25 protein-coding genes are annotated in these 24,070 nt (G+C 72.1%); 11 read left to right on the top strand and 14 right to left on the bottom strand.

The annotated features are described in order from the left end of the window. Window positions 1-127: 127 nt before the first annotated feature. Genes IO20_RS0112180 through IO20_RS0112165 form a run of 4 tightly spaced genes read right to left on the bottom strand, consistent with a single transcriptional unit; the run spans window position 128 to window position 4,722 of the window. The gene (locus IO20_RS0112180; RefSeq protein ID WP_030548842.1) at window positions 128-1,438 is read right to left on the bottom strand and encodes an O-antigen ligase family protein; all 1,311 of its coding nucleotides are present in this window, start codon (window positions 1,436-1,438) and stop codon (window positions 128-130) included. Between the two features lie 2 nt (window positions 1,439-1,440). After that, window positions 1,441-2,892 (bottom strand): sugar transferase, encoded by a 1,452-nt coding sequence (locus tag IO20_RS0112175; protein WP_030548840.1) that lies wholly within the window; start codon window positions 2,890-2,892, stop codon window positions 1,441-1,443. Further along, window positions 2,889-4,022, bottom strand: a complete 1,134-nt coding sequence (locus IO20_RS0112170; RefSeq protein ID WP_037635328.1) for a glycosyltransferase — start codon at window positions 4,020-4,022, stop codon at window positions 2,889-2,891. The genes IO20_RS0112175 and IO20_RS0112170 overlap by 4 nt, the downstream gene beginning before the upstream one ends. Before the next feature lie 4 nt (window positions 4,023-4,026). Continuing rightward, on the bottom strand, window positions 4,027-4,722 hold the full coding sequence (locus IO20_RS0112165; RefSeq protein ID WP_342668754.1) for a hypothetical protein: 696 nt from the start codon (window positions 4,720-4,722) through the stop codon (window positions 4,027-4,029). A 403-nt stretch (window positions 4,723-5,125) separates the two neighbouring features. Between IO20_RS0112165 and IO20_RS0112160 the strand changes: the two genes are divergently transcribed. The 6 genes from IO20_RS0112160 (at window position 5,126) to IO20_RS0112135 (ending at window position 9,588) form a co-directional block, all read left to right on the top strand. Beyond that, entirely contained in the window at window positions 5,126-5,365 is a 240-nt protein-coding gene (locus tag IO20_RS0112160; protein WP_030548827.1) for a chaplin, read from the top strand. A gap of 278 nt (window positions 5,366-5,643) precedes the next feature. Further along, window positions 5,644-6,501: a hypothetical protein gene (locus tag IO20_RS40260; protein ID WP_051874375.1), complete on the top strand. Its 858-nt coding sequence runs from the start codon at window positions 5,644-5,646 to the stop codon at window positions 6,499-6,501. 235 nt (window positions 6,502-6,736) lie between these two features. After that, window positions 6,737-7,018 carry a hypothetical protein gene (locus IO20_RS0112150; RefSeq protein WP_030548823.1) on the top strand — a complete coding sequence of 94 codons (282 nt, stop codon included), beginning with the start codon at window positions 6,737-6,739 and terminating at the stop codon, window positions 7,016-7,018. Window positions 7,019-7,251: 233 nt separating this feature from the next. Further along, entirely contained in the window at window positions 7,252-8,394 is a 1,143-nt protein-coding gene (locus tag IO20_RS41320; RefSeq protein ID WP_051874374.1) for a hypothetical protein, read from the top strand. A 121-nt stretch (window positions 8,395-8,515) separates the two neighbouring features. Further along, on the top strand, window positions 8,516-9,028 hold the full coding sequence (locus tag IO20_RS0112140) for a hypothetical protein (protein ID WP_030548820.1): 513 nt from the start codon (window positions 8,516-8,518) through the stop codon (window positions 9,026-9,028). Window positions 9,029-9,306: 278 nt separating this feature from the next. Further along, window positions 9,307-9,588: a chaplin gene (locus tag IO20_RS0112135; RefSeq protein WP_030548819.1), complete on the top strand. Its 282-nt coding sequence runs from the start codon at window positions 9,307-9,309 to the stop codon at window positions 9,586-9,588. Between the two features lie 67 nt (window positions 9,589-9,655). Here IO20_RS0112135 and IO20_RS0112130 read toward each other — a convergent pair whose 3' ends face one another. Beyond that, window positions 9,656-10,522, bottom strand: coding sequence for a tyrosinase family protein (locus IO20_RS0112130; protein WP_030548817.1), 867 nt, complete (start codon window positions 10,520-10,522; stop codon window positions 9,656-9,658). Next, window positions 10,506-10,919, bottom strand: a complete 414-nt coding sequence (locus IO20_RS0112125; protein WP_030548814.1) for a tyrosinase family oxidase copper chaperone — start codon at window positions 10,917-10,919, stop codon at window positions 10,506-10,508. The genes IO20_RS0112130 and IO20_RS0112125 overlap by 17 nt, the downstream gene beginning before the upstream one ends. A gap of 176 nt (window positions 10,920-11,095) precedes the next feature. Here IO20_RS0112125 and IO20_RS0112120 point away from each other — a divergent pair, with 176 nt between their 5' ends. From IO20_RS0112120 to IO20_RS0112110, 3 genes are read left to right on the top strand one after another with little or no spacing between them, the layout of a single operon-like run. Then, window positions 11,096-11,599, top strand: a complete 504-nt coding sequence (locus IO20_RS0112120) for a DUF5949 family protein (RefSeq protein WP_030548812.1) — start codon at window positions 11,096-11,098, stop codon at window positions 11,597-11,599. A gap of 18 nt (window positions 11,600-11,617) precedes the next feature. Continuing rightward, window positions 11,618-12,268 carry a vitamin K epoxide reductase family protein gene (locus IO20_RS0112115; protein ID WP_037635278.1) on the top strand — a complete coding sequence of 217 codons (651 nt, stop codon included), beginning with the start codon at window positions 11,618-11,620 and terminating at the stop codon, window positions 12,266-12,268. A gap of 1 nt (window position 12,269) precedes the next feature. Then, the gene (locus tag IO20_RS0112110; protein WP_030548808.1) at window positions 12,270-13,292 is read left to right on the top strand and encodes a glycoside hydrolase family 26 protein; all 1,023 of its coding nucleotides are present in this window, start codon (window positions 12,270-12,272) and stop codon (window positions 13,290-13,292) included. A gap of 22 nt (window positions 13,293-13,314) precedes the next feature. On the opposite strand, the gene trhA is transcribed toward IO20_RS0112110, so the two are convergent. Beyond that, a complete protein-coding gene (trhA, locus tag IO20_RS0112105; RefSeq protein ID WP_030548806.1) occupies window positions 13,315-13,989 on the bottom strand; it encodes a PAQR family membrane homeostasis protein TrhA in 675 nt (224 codons plus the stop codon). Between the two features lie 196 nt (window positions 13,990-14,185). On the opposite strand from trhA, the gene IO20_RS0112100 reads away from it, so the two are divergent. Next, window positions 14,186-16,009 carry a phosphoenolpyruvate carboxykinase (GTP) gene (locus IO20_RS0112100; RefSeq protein ID WP_030548804.1) on the top strand — a complete coding sequence of 608 codons (1,824 nt, stop codon included), beginning with the start codon at window positions 14,186-14,188 and terminating at the stop codon, window positions 16,007-16,009. 133 nt (window positions 16,010-16,142) lie between these two features. On the opposite strand, the gene IO20_RS0112095 is transcribed toward IO20_RS0112100, so the two are convergent. The 5 genes from IO20_RS0112095 to IO20_RS0112075 are packed head-to-tail and all read right to left on the bottom strand — an operon-like array spanning window position 16,143 to window position 21,624. Continuing rightward, the gene (locus IO20_RS0112095; RefSeq protein WP_030548802.1) at window positions 16,143-17,063 is read right to left on the bottom strand and encodes a poly-gamma-glutamate hydrolase family protein; all 921 of its coding nucleotides are present in this window, start codon (window positions 17,061-17,063) and stop codon (window positions 16,143-16,145) included. Window positions 17,064-17,080: 17 nt separating this feature from the next. Then, window positions 17,081-17,671, bottom strand: a complete 591-nt coding sequence (locus IO20_RS0112090; protein ID WP_030548800.1) for a prefoldin domain-containing protein — start codon at window positions 17,669-17,671, stop codon at window positions 17,081-17,083. Continuing rightward, window positions 17,658-19,256 (bottom strand): substrate-binding and vWA domain-containing protein, encoded by a 1,599-nt coding sequence (locus IO20_RS0112085; protein WP_030548799.1) that lies wholly within the window; start codon window positions 19,254-19,256, stop codon window positions 17,658-17,660. Before IO20_RS0112085 ends, IO20_RS0112090 begins: the two co-directional genes overlap by 14 nt. Next, window positions 19,253-20,491, bottom strand: a complete 1,239-nt coding sequence (locus tag IO20_RS0112080) for a toxic anion resistance protein (protein ID WP_037635275.1) — start codon at window positions 20,489-20,491, stop codon at window positions 19,253-19,255. The genes IO20_RS0112085 and IO20_RS0112080 overlap by 4 nt, the downstream gene beginning before the upstream one ends. Continuing rightward, on the bottom strand, window positions 20,488-21,624 hold the full coding sequence (locus IO20_RS0112075) for a hypothetical protein (protein ID WP_211270364.1): 1,137 nt from the start codon (window positions 21,622-21,624) through the stop codon (window positions 20,488-20,490). The genes IO20_RS0112080 and IO20_RS0112075 overlap by 4 nt, the downstream gene beginning before the upstream one ends. Window positions 21,625-21,725: 101 nt before the next feature. Here IO20_RS0112075 and IO20_RS0112070 point away from each other — a divergent pair, with 101 nt between their 5' ends. Beyond that, window positions 21,726-22,154, top strand: a complete 429-nt coding sequence (locus IO20_RS0112070; RefSeq protein ID WP_030548795.1) for a hypothetical protein — start codon at window positions 21,726-21,728, stop codon at window positions 22,152-22,154. 52 nt (window positions 22,155-22,206) lie between these two features. Here IO20_RS0112070 and IO20_RS0112065 read toward each other — a convergent pair whose 3' ends face one another. Together IO20_RS0112065 and IO20_RS0112060 are read right to left on the bottom strand one after the other, a co-directional pair. Further along, window positions 22,207-22,608, bottom strand: a complete 402-nt coding sequence (locus IO20_RS0112065) for an SCO4983 family protein (protein ID WP_030218002.1) — start codon at window positions 22,606-22,608, stop codon at window positions 22,207-22,209. 113 nt (window positions 22,609-22,721) lie between these two features. Next, window positions 22,722-23,933, bottom strand: coding sequence for a pyridoxal phosphate-dependent aminotransferase (locus IO20_RS0112060; RefSeq protein WP_030548793.1), 1,212 nt, complete (start codon window positions 23,931-23,933; stop codon window positions 22,722-22,724). Window positions 23,934-24,070: the final 137 nt, after the last annotated feature.

Raw genomic sequence — 24,070 nt, 5'->3', positions numbered from 1 at the left:
GTCCGTGGGGCCCGGAGGCACGGTCGCCCAGGGGTCGGTCAGCGGGGTGCCGCGGACAGGGGCGCCCGAGGGGCGCGGTTCGCCGGCCCGCGGGGTGTCCGTGGGCTCCGGTTCCCCGGCCCACGGGTCACGCACGCCGGACCTCCGCGAGCGCCCACCAGGCCGCGAGGCCGAGCACGACCGACATGAGGACCGTCGAGGGGCCGCCGATGTCGGCGTAGAAGAAGTCGATGAGCTGCCAGGAGAGCAGGCCCGTCGCGACGAGCGCGCAGTCCGCGCCGAGGCGCCGCCGCCGCAGCGCCCCGACGAGCAGCGCCACCCAGCTGCCCGCGAGGGCGAGCAGCCCGAACAGGCCCTGCTCGCTCAGGACCAGGAGGTACATGTTGTGCGGGGAGAGCAGCGGCTGCCGCTGGAAGGCGGCGCCCGCGCCCGCCGTGTCGCTGCCCGAGGACAGGGCGAGCGAGGCGTTGGAGTCGCGGTAGGCGGGGAAGCCCTTGAGGCCGACGCCCGTGACCGGCTCCGCGCGCCACATCCGCCCGGCCGCCGCCCACATCGTGTACCGGTCCGTCACCGACTGGTCCGGCGCCCCGGCCACCTGGGTGATGCTGGTGACCCGCTCCTTCACCATCGCCGAACCGACGCCCAGGCCGCCGACGAGGACCACGCCGAGCGCGCCCGCGACGAGCGCCACCCGCGCCGCCCGCCGGGGACCGGAGAGCAGCAGCTGGATCGCGCAGGCGAGCACGGTCGCGATCCACGCGCCCCGGCTGAAGGACAGTACGAGCGGCACGAACAGCAGCCCGGTGCAGACGAGGGCCGCCGTACGGGTCCGGCCGGGACCGCTGCCGAGCGCGATGCCGGCGACGACGACGACCCCGTACGACACGACGGTCGCCATGCCCATCACGTCGGTGGGCCCGAAGGTGCCGACGGCCCGGATGTCCTCGCCCTGGTACGAGGCGCCCGTGCCGGTCAGGTACTGGGCGACGCCCACCGCGCCCTGGAGCAGCGCGAGCCCGACCAGGCCCCAGGCGACCACGGCGAAGTCCCGCCGGTCGCGGATCATCAGGAGCACGGCCGCCGGGACGAGGACGAAGATCTGTACGTAGCGGGCGACGCCCGGCAGGCTCGCGGCCGGGTCGTTCGAGGTGATCGCGGCCAGGCAGATCCCGAGGACCGGCAGGCCGAGGACGACGGCCGCCGCCCGCGTCAGCGGCCGGGCGCCGCCGCGCAGCACCCGGACGAGACAGATGAGGACGAGGAGCCCGGAGGCCGCGTCGGCGACCGTCCCCGTACCGCCGGTGCCGCCCTGCGCTCCGCCGCCTCCGGGGACGAGGAGGAGCGCGATCACGGCGAGGACCGGAGAGAGCGCCCCGGCCCTGCGGGCCCAGTCCCTCACGTCCGGGCCGACCGCCGGCACGGTAACGGCCGTGGCCATCGTCAGCTCCCTGTGGGTCGGACGAGCCCGGCCGCCGTACGCAACAGGATGCAGACGTCCTGCCAGAGCGACCAGTGTTCGATGTAGTGGTTGTCGAAGCGGCAGCGGTCCTCGATCGAGGTGTCGCCGCGAAGCCCGTGCACCTGCGCCAGGCCGGTCAGGCCCACCGGCATCCGGTGGCGGGCCGCGTACCCGGTGTGGATCTTGCTGAACTGTGCGACGAAATAAGGCCGTTCGGGACGCGGCCCGACCAGGCTCATGTCGCCGCGCAGTACGTTCCACAGCTGCGGCAGCTCGTCGAGCGAGCTCTTCCGCAGGAAGCTGCCCGCCGCGCTCATCCGCCGGTCGCCCGCCACGTTCCAGCGGGTCGCCGACTCGGCGTCGTCGGAGGGCCGGAGCGTACGGAACTTGAGCAGCGTGAAGTGGCGCCCGTGCTGCCCGACCCGCTCCTGCCGGAACAGGACCCCGGGGCCGTCGGACAGCCGTACGGCGAGCGCGCAGAGCAGCAGCACCGGCAGCGCGAGCGCCAGGGCCGGCGCGGCGAGCGCGATGTCGAGGACCCGCTTGGCGGTCAGCCCGCGCCGCTCGGCGAGCGGGACGATCCGGTGCCAGGCGTACCCCCACAGGTGCTCGCCCATCGGCCCGTCCTGGTGCCGGCCGCCGACCCGCCAGGTGGTGCAGCCGTAGTGCTGGAAGAGCGTCACCAGGGCCGGGTCGTCGTCGAGGAACACCGCGTCGCGCACGGTGTTCTGGATGACGGCCCGGTGGATCTCCTCGGTCGTGGTGAGCACCGGAAGCCCGGCCTCCCTGGCCGTCCTGGACGCGCCGCCCTGCTCGGGCACGCCGACGATGCCGACCGGCCGCATCCCGTACTCGGGGTGCTGGGCCGCCGCGGCGGCGAACCGGCGCGCGGCCCCCGCCCCGCCGACGACGAGCGCCGACCGGGGATGGGCGCGCGCGGTCCGGCGCCGCCGGGCGAGCAGCAGGGCTCTGACGAGGCTGACGACGCCCACGTGGGTCAGATAGGCGGCGCAGAGCCGCAGCGGACCGATCGCCAGGGCGGGCGAGTACGCGGCGATCCCGGCCGCGGCCAGACACCAGGCGAACCCGGCGCGGGAGGCCAGCGCGGGCAGTTCGTCGAGGGCCCGGGTGTGGGCGGCGGGCCGGTAGAGCCCGGCGTGCCCGTCGAGGACCAGGACGACCGCCAGGACCGGCAGCAGGAGCCGTGCGTCGTGGTGCGCCGCGCTGAGCAGTGTGGCGGCGGCGACGACGGCGAGGCAGTCGACCGTCACGAGCGGTGCCACGCCGGACCGGACCCGGGCGCGGCGGTGCCGAGGCAGCGCGAGCCGGTCGGTCGTGCCGGGGCGCGGCGCGAGGGAGGCGAGGCCGAAGGCCTGGCCCGCGGTGGGCCAGGGGCCCGGCGAGGAGGGGACGCTGGTGCTTTCCGTGGTCACTGCGCAATCGGCTCTCTGTGCTCGGTGCCTCGCGCTCCGGCCAGGTCGCGGTAGACGTCCGCGACGGCCGCGCCGGTGCGCCGGACATCGAATCTGCTGAGTACGTGCTCGTGGGCCTCGCGGCCCAGGCGGTGCCGCAGCTCCTGCCTGCCGAGGAGGCGGCCGAGAGCGGTGGCGAGCGCGGCCGGGTCCTCGGGCGGGACCAGGCAGAGGGGTTCATGGGCGGGCGGCAGGCTCTCGCGGGCGCCGTCGACGTCGCTGACGACGACCGGCCGGCCGCTCGCCATGGCCTCCAGGGGCGCGAGCGCCATGCCCTCCCAGCGGGACGGCAGGACGACCACGTCGGCGGCCCGGTACCAGGGGGCGGTGTCGTCGACGGCTCCGGTGAACCGCACCGAGGGGCCTGCGGCGGCGCGCAGCCGTTCGCCGTCGGGTCCTTCGCCGACCAGCACGAGACGGGCCGTGGGCACCTCCGCGAGGACGGCGGGCCAGGCGGCGAGCAGGACGTCCTGCCCCTTCTGGCGGCAGAGCCGGCCCACGCAGACGACGGTGGGCGCGGGGTTGCCGGGCGGGCCTCCGGTCGCGAACCGGGCCACGTCCACACCGTTGTGGACGACGGTCCAGTCCGCCGTGACGCCGGCGGCCTCGCCGGTACGCCGCTCGGCCTCGCTCACGCAGACGATCCGGTGCGTCCAGCGGGCGCCGAAGCGTTCCCAGCGCCGGGCGAGCGAGGCGGTCCTTCCCTCGACCGCCTCGAAGGACCAGGCGTGCGGCTGATACACCGTCGGAATCCCTCCCCGCAGGGCGAGTCGGGCGCAGAGCCCGGCCTTGGCGCTGTGCGCGTGCACGAGTCCGGGCCGGACGGTACGGATCACCCGGGCCAGCTCCCTCGTCTCGCGGACCAGTCGGGGACCGGGTTCCCGACCGGCCCGCCAGTCGTGGGTGTCGGCGCCCTCGGCGCGGACGGCCGCGGAGAGGGACGTGCCGGGCGGGCAGGCGACCGCGACCCGAAGGCCGGCGGCGAGCTGCGCGCGGACCAGGTCGATGACGACACGGGCGACCCCGCCGTCACCGGGCTGGACCGTGTGCAGGACGGTGAGGGACGCGGGGTCCGCGTCGGATGAGGGCAGCACGTCAGCGCCGGACGTCGGCCTGGAGGAAGAGCGCACCGAGCCAGACGGTGTCCTGCCGGCTGCCGAGCCGGACGTGGACACGGTCGGCCCCGTCGCGCAGCGCCCCGCGCAGGTCGAAGACGTCGGAGTCGTACCCCATGGTGTTCGTACCATCGGGAAAGCGGACCGTCCTGCCGGCGCCGAATTCGGTGATGCTGGAGTTCATCACGTCGTCCGCGGAATTGGCGGAATCGGAGAGCCGGGTGCTCTTCCGGTGACTCGTTTCCACCGCCAGGTAATCCCCGGAAGTTCCGCGGTCACCGCCATAGGCGACCACGCCGAGCAGGCCGTCCGACGCCTTGTCATAACCGTTTCCGTCGAGCGGGACCCGCAGGTTGCCGCCCCAGTAGAGGCGGGCCCAGGCGACCCGGGCGCCTTCGGGGACGGCGAGCTCGGCGCGGCTGGAGTTGTACGTGTTCGGATCGCTGTCCACGTCGACGTACGCGATCGCGGCGCCGTCGTTGGCCGACTCGGTGCCCTTCACGCCCTTCGCCGAGGAGTTGGCGGCGCGCACGATCCCACCGTGCTGCACGGCCTGGTAGCGCGCGGCGAAGGGTACGCGGCTCGCCTCCCTTGGCTGGGGTGCGGCGGCGGAGGCGACCGGCAGCGCGGCGGACAGGGCCGCACACGACAGGGCGCACAACACGCTGCGTCGCACAGCAAGAACCGCTGAATTCCGCATACAGGTTCTCCGCTTTGATGAGAGAAGGAAGGGAAGACCCGTGAAGGCCGGGAGAGGGGAAGGTGTCGTCCGCACGAAATGGGTGAACGCGCGGCGGGCCCGGAAGCAACGTTCGGGAACGTTATAACCCCGACGCGGGGCGATAGTACGCATTAGATGCCCGGAAACGCTAACTCCCGTATCCGCGGGGCAGGTTCCTCGTTGAGCGTGTTGCGCCATTCCACGCCCACTCCCTCCAATGGCCCCCCTATGGCCCAAAGATCGGTTGAACGTCACCCGTTCGGGAGAGCAACCGATGAAAAACCGGAGCGTTGTTGAGAGAGCCGGGCCGAACAGTCCGCGCAGTCCGCGTTGAATTTCGATCGAGGAGCACCTCCCCATGTCCCGTATCGCCAAGGCCGTTGTCCTCACCGTGGGTGCCGCCGCCGCCGTCGCCGGTGCCGCCGGTGCCGCTGTCGCCGACGCCGGCGCCGAGGCCGCGGCCGTGAAGTCCCCCGGTGTCGGCTCCGGCAACGTCGTCCAGGTCCCGGTGCACATCCCGGTCAACCTCTGCGGCAACACGGTCAGCGTCATCGGCGCGCTGAACCCGGCCTTCGGCAACGCCTGCGTCAACGCCTGATCCGGCACGCCTGATCGGTCCTTCCGAAGCCGGTGCGCCCATCCCTTCCGGGGTGGGCGCACCGGCTTCTCCGCTGTCGGCTGTTGGTCCGTTCCTCGTTCGGCCGCACCGTCGTGCGCCGTTCGGTGCAACGGCGTACGCCCCTCGGAGGGGCAGGCGCGCAGGGTGGATTCACCCGAACGGAGGTGTGGCGCTCCGTAGTTCTACGGTTGCGGAGCGCTATACCCGCAGGCACGGTGAGAGGGAACTTGTCCGACGCATAAGGAAAAGGAACACATATGCGTCCCCTGGCTACACGCCGTCTCACCGCCCTGGCGATATCCGCCGTCATCACCCTCGGCACGGCGGGACCCGCCATCGCCGGCGAACACCATCCGTCCACCGCGGCCGACCGGGCCGCGCGCGCACCCCTTCCCGAAGCCGCCGCCCTCCTGTCCCAGGCGGAGGCGCTCGGCGACCTCGGCTCGGTGACCTCCCCGGTGACCGAACTCGTCACGGCCGCGCTCAAGGCCGACGAGGGTCAGCTCCCCGCGACCGACGCCGAGGCCCTCAAGGCCAAGATCGCGGCCGCCGTCGACGAGGCCAAGGCCGCCGCCCCGGCCCCGCTGCCGGACGCGCCCGTCACGCCGCCCTCCACGGACCTCCCGGTGACCCCGCCCGCGGAGCTTCCCGTCACCCCGCCGGCCGTCGAGACCCCGGTCGACCTTCCGGCGAAGCCGCCTGTGGAAGCCCCCGCCCTGCCCGTGAAGCCACCGGTCGGTCTGCCCGTCGCGGCCGGAGCGAAGGCCGCGTGGGCAGGCAAGGCCGCCGCCCCGGCCGACGTCGTCGACGACGCCCTCGCCACCGTCGAGAAGGCGGTCGCCGCCCTCCTCGCCGCCGTCACGTCCGGCAACGCGGGCGGGGTCGTACCGCAGGTCACGGCGACCCTGACCTCGCTGGTCAACCTGGCCGTCGCCACGGTCCTCGGCAGCGGCCTGCCCGCTCCCGACCTGGCCGGCCTGCCTTCGCTGCCGTCGCTCCCGGTCACCGCGCCCGAGCTGCCGGTGGACCCGCCGGAGCTGCCCGTCGACCCGCCGGTGAAGCCCCCGGTCGACGTGCCCGAACTGCCGGTCAAGCCGCCGCTGCCGGTCCGGTAGCCGACCGGTCGTCATCCGCGCGCCCGATCCGGCCCGGCATCCGCCGGGCCGGATCGGGCGTGTGCGGTCGTCCCATCACACCGGTCCACATCGATCGGGTGCAGTGTCGAGAAATCCTTCCTCTCGGAGTTTCCGGGGAGCGCACCTCTCGTTACAGAAGCAGTACAAAGCACAGGTTTCGGTCAAGAGGCTTGTGTCGTACGTGACTTGAAAGCACAGAGGAAGGATTCACCCCATGAAGCCCACCAAGGTCGCCGCGGTCGTCGCCGGATCGCTGATGGCGCTCGGTGCCGCCGCGCCCGCCATGGCCACGGAGGCGATGACCCCCACCAGCCTGAACGGTGGCCTCGAAGCGATCGCCGCCAATGGGCTGAAGTCGGACGTGCTGAGCAGCACCACGGAAGGCTCGCCGGTCAAGACCGTCACGGACACCGCCACCCAGCTGAACGACGCCACCAAGGGCGCCCCGCTGCTCGGCGGCCTCCCGGTTCCCGGCGGCCTGCCGCTCGGTGGCTGACGCCCTCTCAGCAGTACTGACCCAGCAGGGCATTTACGGCGCGCACGCGCAGCCGTACCCCACGGTCGGCTGATCGAATGATTTTCTGATCAGCTGCCGTGTGGCCCCCGCGGTGCGGGGGCCACCGACCCATACCTTCTGGCCAGTCCCACGCGAACGTCTGCGTGGATCAGGCCGGTCGGAGCGAGGGGGGATCCTCGCCGGTCTCTCCCCTTCTCCAGAGGAAGAGCGGTATGCGGTCCATCATCAGCAGGAAAGTTCTCACCGCGGCGGCCGTAACCGGCATCCTGTCGCTGAGCGGCGGATTTGCCCTGGCCGCGAACTCCCACCCCGCCACGGGCGACGGGCCGGGCACCGGAACCCCGGGCCACGTGTCCCCTCTGCCGGCGGACGTCTGCGGCAAGACCATGGACCTCGGCGGTTTCGTCGCCGCGGCAGTCGGCGACCTCTGCGCCCAGGCGGAGGGGCCCGGCGGCTACGGCGACGGACCGGGGGAGCCCACGCACCCCGGCGAGCCGACCCATCCGGGGGAGCCGACCCATCCGGGCGAGCCCACGCATCCGGGCGAGCCGACCCATCCGGGCGAGCCCACGCATCCGGGCGAGCCCACGCATCCGGGCGAGCCCACGCATCCGGGCGAGCCCACGCATCCGGGGGAGCCCACGCATCCGGGGGAACCGACCCATCCGGGCGAACCCACGACGCCCCCCACGTACCCGCCGACGCACCCCCCGACGTATCCGCCCACGCACCCGCCGACGAGTCCGCCGACGCATCCGGGCGAGCCGGGTGAGTGCGAGGAGCCCGAGCCGGGTGAGGAGCCGGAGCCCGGTTGCGAGGAGCCCACGACCCCGCCGACCACTCCGCCGACGCCGACCACTCCGCCGACGACGACCGTTCCTCCGACGAACCCGGGCGAGCCGGGTGAGTGCGAGGAGCCCGAGCCGGGTGAGGAGCCGGAGCCCGGTTGCGAGGAGCCTACGACCCCGCCGACCACTCCGCCGACGACTCCGCCGACGCATCCGGGCGAGCCGGGTGAGTGCGAGGAGCCCGAGCCGGGTGAGGAGCCGGAGCCCGGCTGCGAGGAGCCCACGACCCCGCCGACCACTCCGCCGACGCCGACCACTCCGCCGACGACGACCGTTCCTCCGACGAACCCGGGCGAGCCCGGTGAGTGCGAGGAGCCCGAGCCCGGCGAGGAGCCGGAGCCCGGTTGCGAGGAGCCGACCACCCCGCCGACCACACCCGGTCAGCCCGAACTCCCCGACACCGGCAGCGACCCCGCCCTCATGGGCGCGGCCGCGATCAGCGCCGCGCTGATCATCGGTGGCGGCGTCTTCTACCTCCGCGGCGGACGGATCGCCAGGCGTCACTGATTCCGACGCCCGACGCCCGACGCGTCAACCCGGGCCCCCGCCTTCACCGGTGGGGGCCCGGTACGTTGCTGCACACGGGTTAGTTCCGCCACGTTTCGGCCAAGGGGCTCGTTCACCGCACATGACTCTGCGTTCTCACGCGGGCATGGGGCTCCTCATGACCGCATTCGCCTCCGCCGCCCTGGCCTCCCCCGCCGCCGCCGTCGAGGCCCCGGTGATCATCCCCCTCCAGGGCCTCGAGCCGGTCCTTCCGATGGACGCGCCGACCGTGGCCACCGGCGTGCCCGTCCCCATGCCCGGCGCACCCACCGGCTTCCAGAAGGGCCTCGGCGCGCTGCCGGACCTCACGCTGCCCAGCGTGCCGCTCACCAGCACCCTGCCGGAGACCGTCGTCGACGCGCCGCTGCCCGAGCTCCTCAAGGGCAGCGAGCCCGGCCGTGCCCTGCTCAGCAGCCCGCACTCGGAGATGAGGGCGGCCACCCCCGGCGCCGTCGTCGGCAACCCCGTGGAGGCCCCGCGCGGCAACGGGCTCCGCGGCCTTCCGGACCTCGCCAAGCCTCAGGTCGGCGTCCTCACCCCGGTGCTCAGCGGCGCCCTCGACCCCCAGCTGGGGCTGGCCCCGGCCGCGGACTGACCCCACCTCGCCCCCCGGGCGGGTGAAGACACGATTCTTCCCCGCCACCCCAAGGCGATTCGGTCGTTGCAACAAGAGGCTTGTCGCATGGCCGCAGCCCGCGGACCGAGGTCGTCCCGTCGTATCCGGCGGCGGACGCATTCCGGTCCGCGGGCCACTTTTTGGATTTTCCTTCTTCCCTTTCGGCTCAACGGCCGTGACCCGCCCCCGTGCCCGGCGTTGAAGGGGAACGACGACCGTGATTCCTGCGGTCGCTTTCCACGTCCAAGGAGTTCTTGATGTCTCGCATCGCGAAGGCTGCCGCTGTTCTCGCCGGCACGGGTGCCGTTGCCCTCAGCGGAGCCGGCCTGGCCGTCGCCGACTCGGGCGCCGAGGCTGTCGCCGCCCACTCGCCCGGTGTCGTCTCGGGCAACGTCGTCCAGGTCCCGGTCCACGTCCCGGTCAACCTCTGCGGCAACACCGTCAGCGTCATCGGCCTGCTGAACCCGGCCTTCGGCAACACCTGCGTCAACGCCGACGGCAACGGCCACGACAACGGTGACGGCGGCTACGGCGGCTGATCCCCCCCGCTCCGACCGTGTCCCCCCGACCCGTGAGGGTCGGGGGGACACGTGTGTGCGGGGGGCCTCAGACGTACCGGTAGATCCGGCTGTGGTCGAACATGGACGCCGGGGACACTCCCCAGGGCGCCATCGGCTCGTGCCGGGCGACGACCTTGCGGTACTGCGCGTCCCCGAGCGGCGGCGGCTCCGCCGGCAGATAGGCGGCGCCGGGGTTGCGCTGCTGCCACCGCGACCAGACCAGGTCGACGAAGGAGTGGTGCAGCCAGAACACCGGGTCGTTCACGGAACCGCCGCCCAGCATCAGACCACCGACCCAGCGGTGCACCCGGTTGTGGATGCGGAACCGTTCGTTGCCCCGGCCCGGGGCCCAGCCCTCCAGACGGTTCCGGAAGCCGGAGGCGCTCGTCGAGTTCCAGGGCGCCACGTCGTACACCCGCTCCCGCATCACCTCGTCGAGCTGCGCCCGCGTCGGGAGGGCGACAGGATCGCGCGGGCGGCCGAAGTCCCTGGTCAGGAAGCGGCCTTCGGTCATCGACTGGGTGATCGTCCAGTGCCCGCCGGAGTGCGCGAACGGGCCGGTCATCACCTGGAGGTCGGCGCGGCGCCCGTTGCCGCCCATGAAGTCCTCGCCCCAGATCGAGGACGTCGGAGTGTTGTCGCGGGTCCAGTCCCAGTACGGGACGGAGACCGTCGGGTCGATCCGGCGCAGGGCCGTCTCGAACTCCAGCAGGAACTTGCGGTGCCAGGGCAGGAAGCTCGGCGTCATGTGGGCGACCCGGAGACGGCCCTCTCCGTCGGCCGTGTAGTGGTCGATATGGGTGCGTACGAAGCGGTCGTACGTCCCCGTGCGCTTGAGTTCGAGGACCGCTGCGACGAACTTCCGGCGCTCGGCGACGGTCAGATCGCGCTGGTTCTTACGCGTGTACACCACGCGGGCTCCCTCCCGTCGGGTCGGTGTGGACGCCATGGGCGGCGGCGAGCGGGGAGAGCGGGGCCGTGCCCAGCTCGTCCACCGCCGCGCGGACGGCCGCCCGCGGCGTCGGGCAGGACTCGTAGTGGTCGATCGGGGTGACGTAACCGCCGTCGGCGCAGCGCATCAGATGCAGCGGCCGGCCGTCGACGAGGGCCACCGGCTCGCCCTCGGGCCCGGAGAAGCCCAGGATGTGGCGGCCCCCGTACATCTCGTCGAACGCGTGCGGATCGCGCGGCCCCGCCGGGTGCTCCCCGGACGGCGGGCGGCTCGCGATGCGGCCGAGCGCGCCGCCGGTGAAAGCGGTGACGGCCAGGGCGAAGAGGGACCGCAGTGCGACGCGGCGCGGGACGATCATGAGTGATCTCCTCGGGGTCGGCTGGGGGTTCCCTCGCCATGAGCAGGGGGAGCCCTCAGGGGCACAACGATGAAAACCCGCGTTCGTTGCGGCGGAAATGCCGGCGACGTGAATGTCGGCCGTTCGGGTGAAAGCGGCGCGGGGAAAGGACGGTTGGAGCATTAGCATCCGGATTCATGACCACTTCCAACGTCGTTTCCTCGGCGCGCAGCGCCTCTCCGCTGGGAACTCTCACGGTGATTCCGTGGTCCAGCGAGCCCTCCGCCGAGTCGGCCGGGACGCCGTTCCTCATGGCGTACTCGCTCGGCGACGGCCGGGACGGACCGGAGGCCGGTCAGCAGGCCATGCGGACGGCCCTGGAGGCCATGGGCCTCTCCGTCGGCGACCGGCTCTTCGATCTGGACAAGGACGCCGGGATCAACGCCTCGCTGCTCGTCGAGGGCGGCTCCGCCGTGCTCAACCTGCCCTTCCTGAAGGTGCAGTGCCCGGTACCCGAGGAGTGGCAGGCGGCCGCCCGCGAGAGCGGCAAGGTCTACCTGATCTGCTCCGTGCGCCCCTGGCCCGAGGGCGTCCCCGGACAGCCCGTCGACGAGGCGCGGCTGCGTGCCTTCGTCTCCGACGAGGAGATGCTCGCGGACAGCGCCCACGTCCAGATGCCGGTCCGGCGCCTCCAGGGCTGAGCGGGAAAGGGCCGCGTCATGGCGACGGTGAACGTACGGAGCGGGGTGCCGGGCCGGCGGCAGGAGGAGGAGTCCGCGCGGGAGGCCGTGGGGACGATCGGCGCGGGCCGTGCCTTCGCCTGGATGCTGGTGATCACCGGGGCGGCCGGCGTGCTCGCCGGCTGGGTAATCACGATCGACAAGTTCAAGCTCCTGGAGGACCCCGGCTTCCAGCCCGGGTGCAGCCTGAACCCGGTCGTCTCCTGCGGCAACATCATGAAGAGCGAGCAGGCCGCCGTCTTCGGCTTCCCCAACCCGATGCTCGGGCTCGTCACGTACGCCGTCGTCGTCGCCCTCGGCGCCGGGCTCCTCGCCGGGGCCCGCTACCGGGGCTGGCTGTGGCTCGGCCTCAACGCCGGAATGCTCTTCGGTGTCGGCTTCTGCACCTGGCTGATGTACCAGTCGCTGTACGAGATCAACGCGCTGTGCCTGTGGTGCTGCCTGGCCTGGGTCGCCACCATCGTCATGTTCTGGTACGTCACCGCGCACAACGTCCGGCACGGGACGATTCCCGCCCCGGCCGGGTTGCGGACCTTCTTCGGCGAGTTCGCGTTCGCCCTGCCCGTCCTGCACGTCGGGATCATCGGGATGCTGATCCTGACCCGATGGTGGGAATTCTGGACGAGCTGACGTGAGCCGTCCCCCGCTCAGGCCGTGGGCCGCACTCGCCGTGCTGCTCGCGGCCGTTCTCGTGCTCCTGACCGTGTCCGAACGGATCGCGCCGGGCGAGCGGCACACCGGCACCCGGGCCGCGCCCGAACCGGAGCGGCGGCCGCTGCCCGGGGTGCCCTCGGGGTTCTTCACGGGCTCCGACGAGGCGGGGGTGCGCAGGATCGCGCAGGCGCAGGCCTGGCTCGGCGGCGAGACCCTGACCGTCGGACACACCTATCTGCCGGGCGACCGCTGGTCCAACATCGAGGGCCATCCGGCGCTGTTCGGGCCCTGGGCGCGCTGGAAGAAGGCCAGGCCCGGACGTCTCTTCGTGCTCAACGTGCCGCTGCTCGACCGCAGCGAGGCGGGGCTGCCGGACGCCGAGGTGCGGGAGGGGCTGCGCGAAGGTGCCGCGGGTTCGTTCGACCGGCACTTCCGGGTGCTGGGGGAGCGGCTGGTGGAGCACGGCCTCGAGGACGCGGTCCTGGTGCTCGGCTGGGAGATGAACGGCACCACGTACAGCCATCGCTGCGGGCCGGACCCGGCGGCCTGGAAGTCGTACTGGCGCAGGGTGGTCGGGGTGCTGCGGGCGGTGCCGGGGGAGCGGTTCCGATTCGACTTCACGCCGAGCCGGGGGCGGGACGCCGTGGAGTGGCCGCGCTGCTACCCGGGGGACGACGTCGTCGACATCATCGGGCTGGACGCGTACGACCAGCCCGCCGGGCTCGCCTTCGAGGACCAGGTGGCGGAGGAGTACGGCCTCGAGCACCACGTCCGGTTCGCGGCGGCGCACGGCAAGCCGGTCTCGTACCCGGAGTGGGGGCTCTTCCGGAACGGGGACAATCCGGCGTACGTACGGGGGATGCTCGACTGGTTCGCGACGCACCGGCCGGTGTACCAGACGGTCACCGACTACTGTCCGCACGGCGTGTGGGGGTGCGCGGACAACCCGGAGTCGGCGCGGGTGGTCAGGGACGCGCTGGGGGCGCCGGCCCGTCCGTGAGAGGCCGGGCCGGCCGGGTCCGTCAGGCGTGCTGGTAGGCCACCAGGGAGATGCCCACGTAGTGGGCGATGAAGGCGGCCAGGGTCAGCGAGTGGAAGACCTCGTGGAAGCCGAAGTAACGCGGGGACGGGTTCGGGCGCTTGATGCCGTAGATGACCCCGCCCGCGCTGTAGAGCAGTCCGCCGACGATCACCAGGACGAGGACGGCGATGCCGCCCGTGCGCATGAAGTCGGGCAGGAAGAAGACGGCGGCCCAGCCCATCGCGATGTAGCAGGGCGTGTACAGCCAGCGCGGGGCGCCGACCCAGAAGACCCGGAAGGCGATCCCGGCGAGGGCCGCCGCCCAGATCGCCCACATGAGCGGCTTGGCCGTGGAGTCGGGGAGCAGCAGCAGGGTGAGCGGGGTGTAGGTGCCCGCGATGATCAGGAAGATGTTGGCGTGGTCGAGGCGCCGGAGGATCGCCTCGCCGCGCGGACCCCAGGTGCCGCGGTGGTACAGCGCGCTGGTGCCGAAGAGCAGGCAGGCGGTGAGGGCGAAGATCCCGCAGGCGATGCGGGCCCGGGGAGTGCCGGCAAAGGCGACCAGGACGAGGCCGGCGACGATCACGGCGGGGAACATGCCCGCGTGCAGCCATCCTCTGAGCCTGGGCTTCGTCGGGAGCTCGATCGGGGTGGCTTCCGGCGTGGCAGCTGTCATGAGAACGAATCGTACCTACGCGCCCGTAGGTCCCGGATATGAGTGGCGATGCTCACGTGGGCGGCCCTCTGGACATATGGGCGGATCCGTCGGATGATCAAATGAGTGCGGTCGGCACCGGATGAGCAGCTACGAAGCATCCGGGTCGCGGCCCCCACGGGGCACACACCAAAAAACCCCTCTACAAGGAGCAATCGTGGCGCGCGAGAACGCGGCTCCCCAGACCCTTCCGACCCAGCACCAGGAGCTCGTCTCCTGGGTGAGCGAGATCGCCGAGATCACCCAGCCGGACGACATCGTCTGGTGCGACGGCTCCGAGGCCGAGTACGAGCGCCTCTGCGAGGAGCTCGTCGCCAGGGGTACCTTCACGAAGCTCGACCCGGCGCTGCGCCCGAACTCGTACTACGCCGCCTCCGACCCGACCGACGTCGCGCGCGTCGAGGACCGGACCTTCATCTGCTCCGAGAAGGAGGAGGACGCGGGCCCGACCAACCACTGGAAGGCCCCGGCCGAGATGAAGGAGCTCTTCGCGGGCTCCGAGGGCATCTTCCGTGGCTCGATGCGTGGCCGCACCATGTACGTCGTGCCCTTCTGCATGGGCCCCGTCGGCTCCCCGCTCTCCGCCATCGGCGTCGAGATCACCGACTCCGCCTACGTCGCCGTCTCCATGCGCACCATGACCCGCATGGGACAGGCCGTCCTCGACGAGCTCGGCACCGACGGCTTCTTCGTCAAGGCCGTCCACACCCTCGGCGCCCCCCTGGAGGAGGGCCAGGAGGACGTGCCGTGGCCCTGCAACTCCACCAAGTACATCTCGCACTTCCCCGAGAGCCGCGAGATCTGGTCGTACGGCTCGGGCTACGGCGGCAACGCCCTGCTCGGCAAGAAGTGCTACGCGCTCCGCATCGCCTCCGTCATGGCCCGCGACGAGGGCTGGCTCGCCGAGCACATGCTCATCCTCAAGCTGACCCCGCCGGACGGCGACTCGAAGTACGTCGCCGCCGCGTTCCCTTCGGCCTGCGGCAAGACCAACCTGGCCATGCTGGAGCCCACGATCCCCGGCTGGACCGTCGAGACCATCGGCGACGACATCGCCTGGATGCGCTTCGGCGAGGACGGGCGTCTGTACGCGATCAACCCCGAGGCCGGCTTCTTCGGCGTCGCGCCCGGCACCGGCGAGCACACCAACGCCAACGCCATGAAGACCATGTGGGGCAACTCCGTCTTCACCAACGTCGCCCTCACGGACGACGGCGACGTGTGGTGGGAGGGGATGACCGAGACGGCCCCCGCGCACCTCACGGACTGGAAGGGCAACGACTGGACGCCCGCGTCCGAGACGCCCGCCGCCCACCCCAACGCCCGCTTCACCGTGCCGGCCGGGCAGTGCCCGATCATCGCGCCGGAGTGGGAGGACCCGAAGGGCGTGCCGATCTCGGCGATCCTCTTCGGCGGCCGCCGCGCCTCCGCCGTCCCGCTGGTCACCGAGTCCTTCGACTGGAACCACGGCGTCTTCCTCGGCGCGAACGTCGCCTCCGAGAAGACCGCCGCCGCCGAGGGCAAGGTCGGCGAGCTGCGCCGCGACCCCTTCGCCATGCTGCCGTTCTGCGGCTACAACATGGGCGACTACATGGCCCACTGGGTCAAGGTGGGCGCGACCGCCGACGCCGCCAAGCTGCCGAAGATCTACTACGTGAACTGGTTCCGCAAGAACGAGGCCGGCAAGTTCGTCTGGCCCGGTTTCGGCGAGAACAGCCGCGTCCTGAAGTGGATCGTCGAGCGCCTGGAGGGCAAGGCCGAGGGCGTCGAGACCCCGATCGGCATCCTGCCGACCCCGGAGTCCCTCGACACCGACGGCCTGGACCTGCCGGCCGAGGACCTGGAGTTCCTCCTCAAGGTCGACCGTGACGTGTGGCGCGAAGAGGCCGCCCTCGTCCCCGACCACCTCAACACCTTCGGCGACCACACGCCGAAGGAGCTGTGGGACGAGTACCGCGCGCTCGTGGAGCGCCTGGGCTAGTCCCCTCGAAGACTCGTGGTGGGTTGCCCCGAAACACCGCCCTGACCAGTGGGGTCACGACGGCCCACCACGACGCAACCGGCCCCCGGCGCCCCCTCAGGCTCCGGGGGCCGGCGCATGTCCGCGTCCGGGGTCAGAGGATGACCTGGCCGGCCTCGACGGTGGCTATGGCGCGGCGGCAGGCGTCCGTGAAGCCGCGGAAGCGCGCGTTGTCCCAGGTCTCGAGCCGGCCGCTCTTCCAGTCGAAGTCCGTCACCTGGGGGCCGAAGAGGGACCTGCGCATGTCCTCGGTGATCTCCAGCTGGGCGCCGGTGCCGGTCGCCGTCCGGTTGCAGATGTTGGTCGTGATGCCTCCGGCGTAGTTCCTGAGGTTCTCCGCGTACTCGGGGGCGAAGGCGTCGACCGCCGGGAAGCCGGCCTGGTTCAGCTCCGTCACGAGGGCCGCGCGGAAGACCGTGTTCAGACCGCCGACGACGACGAGCTTGGGGTCGGAGACCGAGGGCCAGATCATCTTCTCCGGCATGGCCAGCTGGCTGTACTGGCAGCCGTGCAGGCTCAGCACGTTGAGGTGGCTCGCGGCGATGCCCCGGGCCACGTGGTCGTCGCAGTTCACCGAACTGACGTGCAGCTCCCTGTTGTCGACCGAGCGCATGCCCTCGAACATCCAGTAGTCGTGGAAGCCCTGGGTGACGAGCGGCTTCTCCACGTCCGCCGGGTCGTAACCCGCTATCGCCAGGCAGAGTTCGGAGGTGCCGCGCTCGATCTGGCCGCCGTGGATGGCCATGATCGCCGTCTTCGGCGGTGCGGACGGCTTGCTCAGGTATCTGTCGAGCTGCTCGTGGCGCCTGTACCGGCGGCCGTAGTCCGTGCCCTCCGTGACCGGGTTCTCCGTGCTGGTGTAGAGGTCGGTGTTGTTGTCGTAGAGGTCGTTCTCGGTGCCGGCGTAGGCCGGTGCCGAGGCCGCGAGTTGGCCGAAGAACGGGGCGGCGACGGTGGCGGCGGCCAGGCCGGTCAGGACGGTGCGGCGGGAGGCGGGGCGATCGGAGAACGTCATGTACGGAACGTAGTCGATCAGTCGCCGCGGCCCTCCACGTACTCCGTGTGGATGTGCTGACGGATCGCCTCCGCCTCCTGGAGGGCGGCGGCGATCGACGTCGCCTCCTCGTGGAGCGCGGCCAGCTGCCGTTCGAGGTGGCTCTCCGGCGCCTCGGCGCCCGCGGTGAACCGTGACCACCACCGTGTCCGTACGAACGTGTCGACGGCCTCAGGGATGTCCAGGCGGACCGCGCGGGCCAGCACGTGGAGGTGCTCCGGGTCGCTCACCCAGCCCGGTTCGAGGAGGGCCTCCACCAGGGTGCCGAGTGCCGTGAGGCGCTCGCGCGGGGCGGGGGGCAGCTCCACCTCGGCCAGGTACGCGCGGAGCTTGGCGAAGTCGACCCGCAGGGCGCCCAGTTGCTCGTCGGCGCTCGGGAAGTGCGGAGTGTCCGGGCGCTCCGGCGGGGCGAGCAGCGCCCCCGCCCCGTACAGGCCCGCGACCACCAGGGGCCAGAGGGCGCCCGCCGCGCCGGTGAGGGTGATGCCCACACCGGCCAGGCCGCAGGCGCTCCCGACGAGGTTCTTGCGGGACTCGGCGTACCGCAGCAGCGGGTTACTGGTAGCCACGGATCTCCTCGAAGGCGCCGTCGAGGGACCCCTTGGTGGCGTCGAAGAGCTGCCCGCCGGTCAGGCCCGCGATGTGGTCGAGCTCGCCACGGTCGGAGTCCCCGAAGAGGATCGGGAAGACCGGGGTGCGCTTCTGCTCGGCGGGCAGCGAGCGGTAGAAGGCGTCGAAGGCGGTGGCCGGGTCGCCGTCGGTGTTCTCCCCGTCCGTCATGAGGACGATCGAGGTGAACGTGTCACCGGGCGCCCTGCCGAGGAAGCGGTACGCCTCCTGGACGCTGGAGTAGATCGCGGTGCCGCCCGAGGCCGAGAGTTTCCCCGCGTCGGACCTGATCGCGTCGAGCGTCTTCTGTGGTGAGGCCGGGTCGACCGTGTGGGTACGGACCTCGGCCTTCTTCACCGCCGATCCGAAGGGCATCAGGGTGACCTCCTCCCGGTCCCGGAAGTCACCGGTCAGCTCGGCGAGGGCGGTCTTGAGCCGTTCGAGCCGCTCGCCGCTCATGGAACCCGAGGTGTCGAGCACGTAGACCGTGCGGGAGGGCCTGCGCAGGGTGTTGTCGTACGCGTCGAGCAGCCCGTCCGCCACGGCCCGGCTGCCCGGGAACGGCAGCTCGCGCCGCAGGTCACGGGCGAGCGCGGACGCCGGGCGGACGCCCGGGACCACCGGGCGGCGGAGCGTCGCCCCGGTGATCCGCTCCTGGACCTCGGGGGAGCGGAGGTACTCGGTGAGCCGGCGCGCCGCGTCCTTCGCCTCGGGGCGGGCGGAGGTGAGCACGCTGAGCGGGTAGTCGGCGGTGACCACGCCGTCGGTCGGGCGGATCACGGTCAGTTCGCCGGACGGGAACGAGGACAGCAGCACCGACTCGTAGTTGACGAGCGCGTCGACGTCGTCGCGACGGCCGTACGCGGCGGCCAGCCAGCCGGAGGAGCCCGAGGTCAGCTTCTGCCCGGTGAAGAACTCCTTGAGCTTCGGGGTGGCCCGGCGGACGTCCGACCCGGTCAGCGCGGACTGCGCGCCGGAGAGCCCCGAGGCCACCGAGACGAGGGCGGAGAAGCCCGAGTTGGAGCGCTTCGGGTCCGTCATGCCGTAGCTGAGTCTGCCGTCGGCGACGGCCCGGTGCAGCTGCGACCAGGTGACCTTCGCCGGGTCCCAGCCGAGCCGGGCGACGGTGGCGGGCCGCACCCCGAGCGCGACCGGCGAGGTCATGATCGGCGTCTCGGCGGTGATCCGGCGCGCGGTGTCCGGGTCGAGCCGGAGGTAGTCGTTGGAGGAGAGCCAGACCGCGTCGTACTCCTTGTCGGCCCTGCCCGAGGCGATCTGCTCGACGGCGTCGAGGGTGCCGACGTAGGTGGGGCGGACCTGGATGCCGGTCGTCCGCGTGGCCGTGTCGAGGACGGGCTCCATGTCGGTGAGCTCGGAGGAGGCGAGGACGCGCAGGACGCCGGGGACGATCTTCGCGCCCTCGCCGTCGGGCCCTGTGCGGTCGGTGTCGCAGGAGCTTCCGGTGGCCGTCACGAGCAGGGCGAGGCCGAGTGCGGCGAACGTACGCCTCAGGAGGCGGGTGCGGGGGGCCTTGGAGGTCCTCATGCGGGGGTGCCACCCTCCAGGGCGCTCGTGCGGCGACTGCGGTCCAAGTGCGCGCTCGCCTGCTGCAGTTCGGCCGTCAGGGACTCGACGGTCGCCGCCATCGACTCCGTCGCCCGTGCCTTGTAGGTGTCGATGGCGTCGAGCGTCCGGTAGATCTGCTGGAACGCGGTACGGAGCGTCTCGGCGCCCACGGCCGGGTCCGCCGCGATCCGCTGGATCTCGCCGGCCTGCGTGGACAGCATCTCGGCGTTGCCGCGGATCAGGTCCTCGGTCGTCGAGCGCAGCACGTTCACCTGCTCGGTGACCTTCCGCTGGTTCTCGAGCGCGGAGGCGAGCATCACCGCGATCCGCAGCGCCGACAGGGTCGTCGTCGCCGCCCGGTCCACTCCCTTGATCAGCTCGTCGTTGTTCCGCCGGACGACGTCCATCGCCAGGTATCCCTGGGCGCAGACGGCGAGCTGGGTCAGCAGGTCCTGGTGCTTCTGCCGGACGGGGAAGAGGAGGTCGGCGCGGAGCGCGTCCGCCTGGACCGGGTCGGACGCGAGGGCGACGCGCTCCTCCACGGCCGCGTCGAGGGCGTCGGTGAGCACCGCGTACTCCTGGAGCTTGCCCATGGTCTCCCACAGCCGGGCCCGTTCCGTCAGCAACGCGGCGTTGTCGCGTCGCAGTTCGTCCTGGCCGCTGCGGAGCGAGCCGACGATCCGGTTCAGGGTGGCCTGCGAGGAGGCGTACTTGGCGACGTGGTCGCGCAGCCTGTTGCCGCCGGGGAGCTTCGAGAGCAGCCCCTTGAGGCCCTTGCCGGGGGCGTCTCGGGGGTCCAGGTCCTCGACGGTGCGCCGGAGTTCGACGAGGGAGGAGCCGACGCGGGACTGGGCGTCGCCGCCGGAGCCGCCGGATCCTCCCGAGCCGCCGGAGCCGAGCGAGCGGACCGTGCGGTCGAGCATGCGGTTCGACTGCTGGGCGGCGGCGCGCATCTCGCCCGCGCCGAGCGCCGCGATCTCGCCGACGCGGCCCGCGAACTCGGGGGAGCGCGGGTCGAGGCCGGACAGCGAGCCCACGTACTCGACGGCCCGGCGGGACATCTCCGTACGGGTGGCCTCGTCCATCGGCACCAGTCCTGAGGCCTGTTCCGCGCGGACCGCGGGAACGGGCTCGGGCGGGGTGAGGACGAGCGGGGTGTCGTGCTCCGGCGGTGTCAGGGCCATCGTCCTTCTCGGGTCCTGGGGCGTGGTCATGCGGTGTCCCCCTGGTCGCGGGCCCGCGAGGCCATCTCGCGCAGCACCTTGCCGGTGGGCACGGGCGCCTGGCGGACTCCGGTCAGCGTCTGGTTGAGGTAGGCGGCGTGCCGGTCGGTCGCGGTGGTGAACTCGTTCGCCGCGCCCTGCGGCCGGAAGCCGTGGCGGACCACGAGCTTGCGCAGCTCCGGGTCGGTGGAGAGGAGTTCGCCGAGCGCCCGGCCGTTCGGGGTGATCGGTACGAGGGTGTGGTCGCTGTTGACCGTGGTGTCCGGGTAGAGGACGACGAGGTCCCCCATCGGGCGGCCGGCCAGGAGCTGCGCGGCGACCTGCGACTCGTACACCAGGACGAGCGGATTGCCGACGCCGCTGACGAAGTCCCGGAAGGGGGCGTCCGAGCCGGACTGCTGGGAGCCCTGCACCTGGACGAGCTTGCGGAGCAGTGGGGCCGTGCGGGTGACGGCGGCCTTGTCGTTCGCGACGCGCCCGCCGTCGGCGACGTAGCTCGCGGCGGCGAGGTAGAGGGCGCCGGAGTTGGAGGCGAGCGGATCGGTGGAGGTGATGAAGAGGGTGCCGCTCAGCTCGGCGTGCCCGGCGGAGCCCTTGAGCTGCTGCCAGGTCCGGTCGGCGCGGGCCGCCGCGAGGTAGGCGTCCATCTTCAGGGTGCCGCTCGTGCCGCGCGGGCCGAGGGTCGCCAGGCCGTTCCCGGCGAGGACCCGGGCGGCGGCGCTGTGCGCGACGACGACGAGCGGCGAGTAGAAGGGCCGCAGGGGCGCGGTCGTCGCCGTGTCCGCGCCTTGCTTCTGGGCCTTCGCGCGGAGCTGGTCGGCCGGCCCCTTGGAGGAGGGAAAGGCGAAGTCGTAGCCTTCCAGGGGCAGTTCCTCCATGTCCCAGGACCCGGAGGTCTCGGTGCCCACGGTGAAGCCCTTCGCGGCCAGGGCCTTCACCACCTGCGGGTCGGCGAAGAACTCCGCCTTCTCCGACCCGATGACTCCTCGCACGGTCTTCGTTGCCGTGCCCGTGTCCTTGTCGCCGCCCGTCACGAGGACGGCGGCCACGCCGCCGAGGAGCAGGACGGCGAGGACGATTCCCAGGATGCGTCTCACGCGGGCAGCGTGCTCGCGGAAACCCACATTCCAGGGGGAGTTGGGTGTACGGGGTGTGAAGGAGCGATCCCGGTACCGAACCGGAGGGGGATGTACCGTGAACCCCGCCGAAGAGGGGGGGTGGCGCGATGCCGCGCTGGGTGGTCGTGGTGCTGTGGGTGGTGGGCTCGCTCGTCGTGCTGGTGCCGCTCGGTGGCATCGCCGCGTACGTGTACGCCGTGGGGGAGAACCACGAGAACCTGCGGTTCCCGTCGGAGGACGTGACGGTGGCCCGCTGCGCCGTCGACAGGGTGTCCGGGCGGCCGGTGGCGGAACTGTCGGTCACCAGCGAAGCGGGCCGCCGGGGCACCTACACGGTGACGGTCGAGTTCCAGGACGAGCGGGGGGAGGCCGTCGACCGGGGCGTCGGCGTCGTCGAGGACCTCGCGGTCGGGGCGACCGGTCGGACGGTCGTCGCGGGTGCCGAGGCGTACGGGCCGGGCGTACCGCGGTGTGTCGTGTACGAGGCGGACTTCAGGTCGACCGCACCGACGACGGGCGCCGCGGTCGGTCCGTAGGGGTGTGGGTGGCGCCCGGTCCGCGCGGTTCGTGGCGCGCGGACCGGGGCCGTCAGGGGGTGCCGGCCGCGGCCAGGGTGGGTTCCCCGGCCAGTGCCGCGGTGTGCGCGTCCATGCGCCCGGCGGCGAGGATCGCGGCGGCCGTGTCGGGCCGGGAGGCGGCGACGAGCAGGGCGCGGCCCGCGAGGGCGTGCGCCTTGCGGTGCAGGTCTCGCGAGGGCGAGCCGCTCAGGCCCGCGTGGCGCGCGGGCGGTGTGCCGCGCAACCGCGCCACCTGCCGGGCGATCTGCTCGCCGGCCTCGGTGTCGCCGAGTTCGTCGGTGACGGCGAGCAGGGCGGACAGGTGTCCGGCGAGCTGGATGTCCAGCTCCTCCTCGCGGGAGCGGTGCGGGTACGCGTCGTGGGCGTCGTCGGCCATCCGGTGGACCGACTTGGGGCGGATCGGTTCGTACATGGGATGGCCTCCTCAGTGCTCTGGAGCCATCCTAGCTTAGATCCCGTCTAAAGTTGAGTGAAGTCCGAGTGGGGCGGGGGTGAGGCCCGGGTGCGGTCGGTCGGGAGTCGGCCTCAGGGCTGGCTGTAGCCGTCCAGGAAGCGCCCGATCCTGGTCACCGCGTCCGCCAGGTCCGCCGCCGCCGGCAGCGTGACGATCCGGAAGTGGTCCGGCTCGCGCCAGTTGAAGCCCGTCCCGTGCACCACCATGATCTTCTCGGCCCGCAGCAGGTCCAGGACCATCTGCCGGTCGTCCTTGATCTTGTAGACGTTCGGGTCGAGACGCGGGAAGAGGTACAGCGCGCCCTTCGGCTTCACGCACGTCACGCCCGGGATCTGCGTCAGCAGCTCGTACGCCGTGTCCCGCTGCTCCAGGAGCCGCCCGCCCGGCAGCACCAGGTCCTCGATCGACTGCCGGCCCTGCAGCGCGGCGGCCACCGCGTGCTGCGCCGGCATGTTCGCGCAGAGGCGCATGTTGGCGAGGATCGTCAGGCCCTCGATGTACGAGGACGCGTGGTGCTTCGGGCCGCAGACCGCGAGCCAGCCCGAGCGGAAGCCCGCCACCCGGTAGTTCTTGCTCATCCCGTTGAAGGTGAGGCAGAGCAGATCGGGGGCGACGGCGGCGGTCGGGGTGTGCGTGGCGCCGTCGTAGAGGATCTTGTCGTAGATCTCGTCCGAGCAGACCACGAGGTTGTGCCGCCGGGCGATCTCCGTCAGGGAGCGGAGCATCTCGTCGTCGTAGACCGCGCCGGTCGGGTTGTTCGGGTTGATGATCACGATCGCCTTGGTGCGGTCGGTGATCTTCCGCTCGATGTCGGCGAGGTCCGGCATCCAGTCGGCCTGCTCGTCGCAGCGGTAGTGCACGGCCGTACCGCCCGCCAGCGAGACCGAAGCGGTCCACAGCGGATAGTCCGGGGCCGGGACGAGGACTTCGTCGCCGTCGTCGAGCAGCGCCTGCATCGACATCTGGATCAGTTCCGAGACGCCGTTGCCGAGGTAGATGTCCTCGACGGAGAGCGGGATGCCCTTGGTCTCGTAGTGGCTCATCACCGCGCGGCGGGCCGAGAGCAGCCCCTTCGCGTCGCCGTAGCCGTGCGCCTCGGAGAGGTTCCGCAGCACGTCCTCGAGGATGGCGGGCGGGCACTCGAAGCCGAAGGCGGCCGGGTTTCCGGTGTTGAGCTTGAGGATGCGATGACCCGCGGCCTCAAGCCGCATCGCCTCTTCGAGCACCGGACCCCGGATTTCGTAACAGACGTTGGCGAGCTTCGTGGACTGGATCACCTGCATGACGAGAGCTTACGGCCGGGTGGGCCGGGACGCCTCGTGTTTTGGGACACGTCGGACACGGAGGGCGGTCGCGGCGCAGGTCGGGGGGCGGGGGAGGCGCTCGATTCGCGGGGGCCGGTCGGGGGCCGGTCGGGGGC

Source organism: Streptomyces exfoliatus, from assembly GCF_000725545.1.
GTDB classification, from domain to species: Bacteria; Actinomycetota; Actinomycetes; order Streptomycetales; family Streptomycetaceae; genus Streptomyces; species Streptomyces exfoliatus.
Note: the sequence above shows the minus strand (reverse complement) of the source record. Positions and strands in the feature narration are given on the sequence as shown.